9 protein-coding genes and 1 pseudogene are annotated in these 10,040 nt (G+C 47.5%); 9 read left to right on the top strand and 1 reads right to left on the bottom strand.

The genetic code is table 11. The annotated features are described in order from the left end of the window. Positions 1–178 precede the first annotated feature (178 nt). From mutL to AC1DUA_RS23115, 9 genes and pseudogenes are all read left to right on the top strand, one after another. Positions 179–2,019, top strand: a pseudogene (gene mutL / locus AC1DUA_RS23155) (DNA mismatch repair endonuclease MutL). 4 nt (positions 2,020–2,023) lie between these two features. After that, entirely contained in the window at positions 2,024–2,800 is a 777-nt protein-coding gene (locus AC1DUA_RS23150; protein WP_477502009.1) for a class I SAM-dependent methyltransferase, read from the top strand. After that, a complete protein-coding gene (miaA, locus tag AC1DUA_RS23145) occupies positions 2,794–3,762 on the top strand; it encodes a tRNA (adenosine(37)-N6)-dimethylallyltransferase MiaA (RefSeq protein WP_477502008.1) in 969 nt (322 codons plus the stop codon). The genes AC1DUA_RS23150 and miaA overlap by 7 nt, the downstream gene beginning before the upstream one ends. A gap of 66 nt (positions 3,763–3,828) precedes the next feature. Then, positions 3,829–4,068, top strand: a complete 240-nt coding sequence (gene hfq / locus AC1DUA_RS23140) for an RNA chaperone Hfq (RefSeq protein ID WP_127451633.1) — start codon at positions 3,829–3,831, stop codon at positions 4,066–4,068. Positions 4,069–4,211: 143 nt separating this feature from the next. Next, entirely contained in the window at positions 4,212–6,170 is a 1,959-nt protein-coding gene (locus tag AC1DUA_RS23135) for a transglycosylase domain-containing protein (RefSeq protein ID WP_477502007.1), read from the top strand. Between the two features lie 13 nt (positions 6,171–6,183). Further along, the gene (locus AC1DUA_RS23130; protein ID WP_477502006.1) at positions 6,184–6,552 is read left to right on the top strand and encodes a hypothetical protein; all 369 of its coding nucleotides are present in this window, start codon (positions 6,184–6,186) and stop codon (positions 6,550–6,552) included. Positions 6,553–6,599: 47 nt separating this feature from the next. After that, a complete protein-coding gene (locus tag AC1DUA_RS23125) occupies positions 6,600–7,304 on the top strand; it encodes a peptidylprolyl isomerase (RefSeq protein ID WP_477502005.1) in 705 nt (234 codons plus the stop codon). Positions 7,305–7,358: 54 nt separating this feature from the next. Continuing rightward, positions 7,359–8,051, top strand: a complete 693-nt coding sequence (locus AC1DUA_RS23120) for an alpha/beta hydrolase (protein WP_477502004.1) — start codon at positions 7,359–7,361, stop codon at positions 8,049–8,051. Next, entirely contained in the window at positions 8,023–8,718 is a 696-nt protein-coding gene (locus tag AC1DUA_RS23115) for a YdcF family protein (protein WP_477502003.1), read from the top strand. Before AC1DUA_RS23120 ends, AC1DUA_RS23115 begins: the two co-directional genes overlap by 29 nt. A gap of 249 nt (positions 8,719–8,967) precedes the next feature. On the opposite strand, the gene AC1DUA_RS23110 is transcribed toward AC1DUA_RS23115, so the two are convergent. After that, positions 8,968–9,837: an SDR family oxidoreductase gene (locus tag AC1DUA_RS23110; RefSeq protein WP_477502002.1), complete on the bottom strand. Its 870-nt coding sequence runs from the start codon at positions 9,835–9,837 to the stop codon at positions 8,968–8,970. Positions 9,838–10,040 lie beyond the last annotated feature (203 nt).

Genomic DNA, 10,040 nt, shown 5'->3' with positions numbered 1-10,040 from the left:
CGATATTTCCGACAGCAAAGGGACTCATGCTATTCCGGTTGAGGCTGACAAGCTCATTATCGAAAATGGGACAAGCTATGTGAATGTTGACCTGTTCGCGCAATATTTTCCACAGCTGCAAGTGAAAGATCAGGGAGATCATGTTTCCATCCGAGCTACAAAGGGGAACTAGAGCATTATGGGTAAAATCCAGCTTTTAAGTGAACATATCGCGAACCAGATTGCCGCAGGGGAAGTGGTGGAACGCCCTTCCTCCGTCGTCAAAGAGCTTGTTGAGAACTCGGTTGATGCAGAGAGCACACGGATTGATGTGACCATCGAAGAAGGTGGGCTGCAGTTGATTCGCGTGTCCGATAACGGGACCGGTATGGCGCTCGAAGACTGTGAATTAGCCTTTCAGCGGCATGCAACGAGCAAAATTGCAACTAGCAAAGATTTGTTTTCTATTCGTACATTGGGTTTTCGTGGCGAGGCACTGCCAAGTATAGCGTCCGTCTCACGACTAGAATGTGTTACAAGTTCTACGAATGATGGTTTAGGACGGAAAGTCTCCATCGAAGGCGGCACCATTCGTACAGTCGAAGAAACTGCGGCTTCTCGCGGGACCGAGGTGACGGTAAGGGATTTATTTTATAACACACCTGCGCGCCTCAAATATATGAAAACGATCCAAACCGAACTGGGCCATATTTCGGACTATATGTACCGATTAGCTCTGGCGCACCCTGGCATCGCCTTTTCGCTCAAGCATAACGGCAATATGCTGCTGCAAACGCTGGGCAACGGCGATTTGCTTCAAGTGATCGCCGGCATATATGGCACAGCCATCGGCAAGCAAATGCTTCCAATCCAAGTGGATAGCTTGGATTACACCATCGCGGGCTTCGTTGCGAAGCCCGAAATGACGCGCGCGAATCGCGGCGGCATATCGACCATCGTGAATGGTCGATACGTCCGCAATTTCGCGCTGAATCAAGCGCTGCTGCAGGGGTATCATACCCTGCTGCCGATCAACCGCTTCCCGGTTGCTGTATTGCAAATCGGGATGGACCCTGCCCTGGTGGATGTGAATGTTCATCCATCCAAGCTTGAGGTCCGCTTCAGTAAAGAAGCGGAGTTGACGGCGTTAATCGAAACGGAGGTCAAACGTTTATTCGGTCGACAAGTGCTGATTCCTACGGGGAGCAAGCCGTCAGCGCCGAAAGGAGCCTACGTTCAGGAGCAGCTCGACCTCACGCGAACGATTGAACCGCTAACGCCGGCGAAGCCTGACGTTACGAAAGCCCTGGAAATCCCACAAGAATCGGATTCTCCACGGATTCACATCAAAGAAAGCCTGTCTGCTTACAAACCTGAGCAGCAGAAACCGGTATTTGAACCGCCGGCAAGGGCGGCAGAGCCTAAAGCGTGGTCTCCTCCTACGAGTGCGAGTCCGTCCTATGCCAATCGGGCCTCATCTGTCAAATGCATGGCACCTATTTGATTGCTCAAAATACAGATGGGTTATACTTAATTGATCAACACGCTGCACATGAGCGGATTAATTATGAATATTATTACGAGCGTTTTGGCAATCCTGCTGAGGCAAGCCAAGAATTGCTTGTCCCGATTACACTGGAGTTTACACCTTCAGAGGCAAGTGTCCTATCGGATCGATTGTCTCTTTTTGAACAAGCTGGCGTGTTTATGGAAGCATTCGGCGGGAATACGTTCCTGGTTCGCGCGCATCCTCATTGGTTCCCGCCAGGGGAAGAAAAAGGGATCGTTGAGGAAATGTGCGAATGGGTGCTTAGCGAGAAGAAGGCGGTTGATATCGCCAAGCTGAGGGAGAAAGCAGCGATAATGTGTTCCTGCAAAGCTTCAATCAAAGCGAATCAAGGTCTAAGTGTTCTGGAGATGGAGACCCTCATTGATCGTCTTGCTGGTTGCCGAAACCCGTATACATGTCCGCATGGACGACCTATTGTTGTTAGTTTTACGACCTATGAACTGGAAAAAATGTTTAAGCGAGTGATGTAACCCCGTGATAGTAACGACTTCATTTGAACCTTCGGGCGAAATAGTAAGCAAAGCAGGACGGCTCGCTGCGGAGTACGGCGGCCGATTCGTCCCGCGGAAGAAGTATTCTTTGGAACATCTTAGGAAAAATAATAATGATCCCGCCCTCCTGCTTGTGACCAGGGATGAGATCAGGTACTATGAAGATGACCATCCTGCAGCTTTTTTCCATCCCAGCATGGCACTCGTTCGCGTGAAGCGTATGCTCAAAGGTGAATCAGACTTATTAATTGAAGCTTCTGGTGCAGCACCCGGCGATGTCATTGTGGATTGTACAGCAGGATTAGCGTCAGATTCAATCGTGTTCTCCTTCGCCGTCGGCGCGCAAGGAAGTGTCACTTCCGTAGAAAGTGAAGACATTCCAGCCATGTTGATTACAGAGGGCTTAGCGCTCTATGAATCAGAGGTTGCGAAGCTCAACGAAGCCATGAGGCGCATATCGGTCAAAAAGCTGCATCATCATGCCTATTTGCAACAATTAGCTTCAAACAGCGTTGATGTTGTTTATTTTGATCCGATGTTTCGCAGTCCAATCGAAGAATCCCAAGCGATTTCTCATCTAAGAAGGAACGCGAACGATGAGGCAATCACGCTGGATTCGATCGAGGAGGCAAGGCGTGTTGCACGCAAAAGCATTGTGCTCAAAGAGAATAAAGACAGCAAGGAATTTGCCCGTCYTGGCTTTGAGCATGTATTACGATCGACGACCAAAACAACGTATGGAGTGATTCGACTGTGTTAGCCCCATCAGCCAAGCCGAAATTACTCGTGCTTCTTGGTCCCACGGCAGTTGGCAAGACCAAGCTTAGTTTAGAAATTGCCCAGAAGTTCGGGTGCGAAATTATTTCCGGTGATTCCATGCAGGTATACCGGGGAATGGATATTGGAACAGCCAAAGCGAGCGAAGCTGAACAGCTCCTTGTTCCGCATCATTTAATTGATATTCATGATCCTTCTTATCCCTTCTCGGCAGCGGAATTCCAGGAACGTGTCAAAGAATTAATACTTGATATCCACGCGCGTGGTAAGCTTCCTTTTATCGTTGGCGGTACAGGCCTATATATCGAGTCCGTCTGTTATAATTACCAATTTACAGATGTCAGTATGGATGAAGCGTTCCGCCAAGAGCAGGAGGCCTACGCTATTCAGCATGGCGATGAAGCCTTGCACCTAAAGCTGCGTGAAATCGATCCGGAAAGCGCAGACCGCTTACATGCAAATGACCGTAGACGGGTGATCCGGGCTATGGAAATATATCATGTTTCTGGTGAGACGATGACTTCCCATTTGGCCGCCCAGAAAAAAGAGTCCCCCTACGAACTATGTATCATTGGACTGACGATGGATCGTGCGCTTCTATACAAGCGTATTGAAGAGCGCATCGACGAGATGATGCAAGAGGGACTCGTGGGCGAGGTCCAGTCGATTTTGTCCGCAGGATGTCCGAAGCAAGCTATTTCAATGCAAGCACTCGGCTACAAAGAAATCGTCAGCTATTTGGAGGGGGAGCTTACTCTTGAGGCGGCTGTGACGCTGCTGAAGCGGGATACGCGCCGTTTTGCTAAGAGACAGCTGTCCTGGTTCCGGCATATGAAAGATATCCACTGGGTGGATGTAACGGAGCAGGCAAATTTTTCTGCCCATTTCCTAAAGATTAGTGATATACTAGCAGGAAAGTTTGTACATAAAATTGAATATAATTAACAAATATGACCACTAGAAAATAGCGCCGTCAGGCGATAGTTTCAGTCCATTAAGGGGGACCTACTGATGAACCGATCCATTAACATTCAGGACAACTTTTTAAATCAACTTCGCAAAGAAAGCATTCCCGTAACTGTCTATCTAACGAATGGGTTCCAAATCAGAGGGCTTATCCGCGCTTTTGACAATTTCACGATCATCATTGACAGCGAAGGCCGTCAGCAAATGGTATACAAACATGCCATTTCTACGTTCACGCCGCAACGCGCTGTTTCTTTAATGGCTGCTACTGAAACAACGGAATAATATTCCTTTACTCGTTTGGTTTTGCAACTTTTTAATGGACTGAACCGTCTAACCGAATAGAAACTTGTGGGAGCAACCTTGTTTAAGGTTGTTCTTTTGTTGGTTAATAGATAAAGAATTGTACAACGAGGGAGTCGGTGGATTTGGAGAGACCTACAAATAAACAGTCAACAACGAATGCCAAAACGAAACCACAAGGCAAGAAGAAAGGTCCAAAAAAGAAAAAGTTTAATTTCCGTAAATTAATTTTAGGTACTATTATAGCTACGATTTTGGCAATCATCTGTGCAATGGCTATTTATATTGTTGTTATTATGAACGGCTTTAAGATTCTAGAAATGAATATCGATAAAATCGAGACGACAACGGAATCGACCCTCATTTATGCGCAGGAAGAAGGCAAGGATGCACAGGCGACAGAAATTGCTAAGATTTATAAAGGCGAGAACCGGGAGAGCGTGAACATCAAAGACGTTCCGGAGCGTTTGAAGCAGGCTTTCATCGCGACGGAAGATCGCAGGTTTGAACAGCACTCCGGTGTTGACTTCTGGGCGATTGGCCGTGCTTTGGTCAAGGACGTTATCCATATGAGTGCTGTTGAAGGTGGAAGTACGATTACCCAGCAGTTAGCCAAAAACGTATTCCTCAGTTCTGAGAAAACTGCGTTCCGCAAAGGAACGGAGATGTCCATAGCCTTTGCTTTGGATGAAAAGTACACCAAGGATGAAATTCTTGAGCGTTATTTGAATCGAATTTTCTTTGGTAGCAATGCTTATGGCATTAAAGCGGCAGCCAAGGTTTACTTTGGCAAATCCAATTTGAACGATTTGAAGGTTTGGGAAATGGCAACTCTCGCTGCTTTGCCGAAAGCGCCGTCGAGATATTCGCCGTTAGCGAATCCGGATCTGTCCAAAGAGCGTCGAGGAGTCGTGCTTAGACTAATGGCCGATCAAGGGTATATTACGGAGGCCGAACGTGCCGAGGCTGCAGCAGTCGATTACGTTCCGCCAGCGGCAGCGGCAACTAGTACGAAGGATTATGCAAGTTACGTGGATTACGTGATGAATGAAGCGGAAGACATGTATGGCATTGATGAAGATGAATTGCTGACGAAGGGCTACCGTATCTACACAACAATGAATCCAAAAGCCCAAAAAGTCATGGAGCAAACCTACGCGAATCCGACCTTCTTCCAGAAGGATGCTACGGATGGTCAGAAAATTCAAAGCGCCATGGTTATTGTAGATAACAAAACAGGCGGTTTGATGGCGATGATCGGTGGCCGTGATTACAAATCTCGAGGATTTAGCCGTATTTATTCCAAAAGGCAGCCAGGGTCTTCTTTTAAACCTATTGCTGCATACGGACCTGCTCTAGAAAGCGGGAATTACACACCATATTCCATGATGGATGATTCTCAAACAAGCTTTGGGAATGGGACGTATTCACCACGCAACTATGACCGTATAACGCATGGTCAAGTAACGATGTTTGAAGCAGTGAAGAAATCATACAACTTGGCTCCCGTATGGTTACTTGAACAAATTGGCGTTAGAACGGGCATCGATTTTGCCAAAAAGCTGGGCATTCAGCTGAATCCTACGAAAGACGTCAACTTGGCTATCGCACTTGGAKGTCTTACGGATGGGGTGTCACCTCTGCAAATGGCGACTGCCTATTCAGCCTTCGCGAACCAAGGATATCTAAACAAAACTCATGCGATTCTGCGCATTACGGATACACAAGGGAAAGAAATCGCTGCGTATAAGCAGGAAAAGAAACAAGTGATTCAACCGAAAACGGCTTATTATATGACACTTCTTCTTCAGGGAGTAGTCGACACTGGCGGTACAGGTACTAAAGCTAAATTCAATCGTCCAGTTGCCGGTAAAACGGGCTCTACGGGGCTGGATATCAAAGGGATTGAACAATATGACCGTGATGTCTGGTTCGTTGGGTATACGCCTGAATGGACGGCGGCTGTGTGGGAAGGCTTCGACAAGGTAGATTCTAAGCATTATGTGACAGTCGGAAGCGGCGGCACGGCGGCTCTGTTCAAAGAGATCATGTCCAAGTCGCTGATATTATGTCGTTCCATTTAACGCGGACACGAATGTGGAAGGTGCGAAATCAGATGTGGCTTCCGTAGAAATTCCTAAGGATGACACACTTCCGAATGGAGCGAATCCGTCTCCATCCCCAGGAGTGTCACCTACGCCTTCACCAGGCAATGGGAATGACCCGACCAATCCAACGCAATCTCCAGGAGAGAAGCCTACACCTACGCCAACACCTGGAAATACGGTTAAGCCAAGTGGAAGTCCGAGTCCAAGTCCAACTCCAACACCAAGTAATAGCCCGAACTCAAGCAATGGACCAAGTTCAACACCTACGCCATCTAACAAACCGGGGAATGGAACTCCGGATAAACCGAAGGATGGCAAGCCAGATGGGGAACAAGTGATAGTGCCCAAAGCGCCGTAATTGAAATTCAGCAATCTGAGACCCACGACTAGACGGAGGAATTTACAATGAACCTGCTCAAACCAGCGAAACTACTGCCACTCACACTGATCGCACTCACAATTCTTGCTTCGGCTTGCGGCAACAAACCAACTGAAACAGCTGGTGGTACGGCTACGCCGAAAAGCGGCGCCACAGCGCCTGCTGCTTCATCTTCACCTGCGGCCACTTCAGCAGCGAAGCAATGGAGCAAAGCTCCTGACATGACGATTGATACGAATAAAAATTATCAAGCGGAAGTAACAACGTCCAAAGGCGCGTTTACCATAGACCTTTACGCCAAGGAAGCTCCAAAAACGGTTAACAACTTCGTGTTTTTATCCAAAGAGGGATTCTACAATAATGTGACGTTTCACCGGATTATCAAATCATTCATGATTCAAACTGGGGACCCGCAAGGGACAGGAAAGGGCGGACCTGGATACAAGTTCGCAGATGAGCTCAAAACAACGCACAAATATGAGCCCGGCACTGTAGCAATGGCAAATTCCGGTCCTAATACGAATGGCAGCCAGTTTTTCATTTGCTCAGGTGATGATTGCGCGAATTTGAACCAAATGCCGAATTACACTATTTTTGGGAAAGTGACACAGGACGGCATGGCTACAATTGCGAAGATTGCGGATACACCTGTAGAGAAGGGCGGAGAAGCTACGCCAAGCAAACCGAAAGAAAAGGTAACGATCAACGCCATCACGATTAAAGAGAAATAGAATAAATTAGATGGAACGATATGACAATGCAGCGATGAATGGGAGGGATGCCGGGTGAAACAACCCTGTTTATTGTTCCACGGATTTACAGGTGGGCCATATGAAGTTGAACCGTTAGCTCGGCATTTGCGTGAACGCGGTCAACTTTGTAAAGTGCCGGAACTCCCATGGAATGGGGATTCCAATAACCAATTGAAAACTTCCCGCTGGGAAGATTGGGTGAGGGCTGCCGAGGATCAAGCGGAGAAAATGACGCGTGAATACGGCGAGTTTGATATGGTGGGCTTCTCGATGGGTGGGTTGCTGGCAGCGTATTTATCCGTGAGATACCCAATTCGCCGGCTCATCTTATTAAATACGGCAGTCATTTATGTAAGCCCTGGCCGAATGCTTGAAGTGATCCGAGATGAATGGAAATATGAGCGGAGAATTTCGCTCGACAAGGCCAAATCAACACCTCTGAGAGCGACTTGGCAATTTGCGCGATTAGTTAACAAATTAAAGCCAGAACTAAGTCAAGTGAGTATTCCTACGCTAATTGCACAATCGGAGAAGGATCAGGTGATCCATCCCCAAAGTGCGCGTTACATTTATAGCAAAGTGAAGGGCCAACGCGAGCTCCACTGGCATCCTAGATCCAATCACCTCATTTGCCATAGCGATGATGCGGCTACATTGTTTCGGCAAGTCAGCGCATTTTTGGATAAGGAGTACATGGATGACAGCCAAAACCAATATGAATCATAAGCAGCGTACGGCTTCCCCGAAACCGAGAAAAGCTTCAAAGCCTATGACGAAGTCGAAGTTTCGTCGGACGCTAATCAACCTATTCCGAACATTTATCGTTCTGATCCTTCTCGGAGTGGCTTGGATTATTTATGTCCAGTGGAAGGTGCAAGTCGCTCCGGACCAAGTGTTGCCTAAGCAAGTTGATGTTGGCATCGTCCTTGGAGCATCCTTACGCCAAGATATTCCAAGCCCAGGGCTTCAGGAGCGGCTTGATTTAGCTGTTAACTTGTATAATCAAGGAAAGTTCAAGCAACTGATCGTAAGTGGTGGTCTTGATCATAATGGCTCCAAGCTGACTGAAGCTGAGGGCATGCGCAATTATTTGGTCAAAAAGGGGCTTCCCGCCAAAAGCATTCTGATCGAACCGCGGGCTACCAGCACTTATGAGAATTTGTTGTTTTCCAAGCAAATTATGGACGAACAGGGACTTGTAAGCTCAATCATTGTAACGCATTCTTATCATGGTTCACGATCGCTTGATATTGCAGAAACCGTAGGATTGAAAGAGCCGCTCGTTTCATCAACCGATTCCGAAGTACTGTTCATGCCGTATCATGAAGCCAGAGAAACGCTTGCGTATACGAAATGGATATGGACGAAGCTGCTGCTCAAAGTAGGCGTTTAAAGAAATTTTATGAGCACCAATGTCACATAAGTGTGATATTTTGTGTTTTGGGGATTTGGAAGGAACTACAGTCCGCTATTTTGCCGATTTTCACCTGAAAAACTTAGTCTGCAGCAAATAAGGTCCCGTAGTTCCGTTAAGAGGGAAAAGTGCTCATTTTTCCCAAAATAGCGGACTCCAGTTCCACTAAGAAATTCGTCTAACCACAAAGAACCGTCAGGCTGATTCCCTGACGGTTCTTCTTATCTTTTATCCGTTAACTATCGTTCCGCCATTAACGTGAAGCACTTGACCCGCCATATATGAGGAATCCTCACTGGCTAGGAAGACGTAACTTGCAGCAAGCTCACCTGGCTGCCCCGCACGCTTCATTGGCGTTGTTGAGCCGAAGGTAGCGACTTCCTGCTCCGTGAAGGTAGAAGGAATCAGCGGTGTCCAGATCGGCCCTGGAGCGACGGCATTGACACGAATGCCCTTGGCGTTCAGCTGAAGGGAAAGTGAGCGTGTAAAACTGACGATTGCACCTTTCGTGGCGGAATAGTCGATCAGCTGTTCATGTCCGTGATAAGCTGTAATGGAAGCTGTATTAATAATGGCACTTCCCGATTTGAGATGGGGCAGGGCAGCTTTGGTTAAATAAAAGAAGGAGAAGATGTTCGTCCGAAATGTTCGTTCGAGCTGCTCGGATGTAATATTCTCAATGCTTGGCTGCGGATGCTGCTCGGCGGCATTGTTCACGAGAATATCGAGCTTCCCGAATTGTTGAACGGCTTGCTCGATGATCTTCTTGCAAAAGTTCTCATCGCCAATATCTCCTGCGACATGGAGACATTTACGGCCTACCTTCTCCACATGCCGCTGCGTTTCCTCCGCATCCCCATGTTCATTGAGGTAGACGAGCACGACGTCAGCGCCTTCTTTGGCAAAGGCGACTGCAACCGCGCGGCCAATGCCACTATCGCCTCCGGTAATTAGTGCGACTTTGTCCTTCAGCTTGCCGGCTGCTTTGTAAGCAGCATTGTCAAATTCAGGCCGCGGGTTCATCTGTGACTCAACGCCAGGTTGCACGTTTTGATGCTGAGGTGGAAAAACAGATTTTGGCGTAGTAGCTGTTGCCATGCAATTAGACCCCTTTCATATCCTTAACAAATTCATAGTTAGGATGATGCAATGGGGGCTAAATCATACTTCATTCGGTAATGATAGCGATACTTGGTTTGGTAACCAAGTTTTTCATATAACGAAACAGCGGTCGCATTGGAAGCGACAACTTGCAAGTATTGCTGAGCAGCACCTTGCTCCAGACTCCAAGCTGTGAGAGC

The organism is Paenibacillus sp. 01T422, from assembly GCF_056398785.1.
This window is presented reverse-complemented; position numbering and strand designations above follow the sequence as displayed.

Bases quoted from the DNA above. Each gene is read 5' to 3' on its own strand.
- hfq (WP_127451633.1), top strand. From the start codon at position 3,829: ATGAACCGATCCATTAACATTCAGGACAACTTTTTAAATCAACTTCGC.
- AC1DUA_RS23125 (WP_477502005.1), top strand. From the start codon at position 6,600: ATGAACCTGCTCAAACCAGCGAAACTACTGCCACTCACACTGATCGCA.
- AC1DUA_RS23115 (WP_477502003.1), top strand. From the start codon at position 8,023: ATGACAGCCAAAACCAATATGAATCATAAGCAGCGTACGGCTTCCCCG.
- AC1DUA_RS23110 (WP_477502002.1), bottom strand. From the start codon at position 9,837: ATGGCAACAGCTACTACGCCAAAATCTGTTTTTCCACCTCAGCATCAA.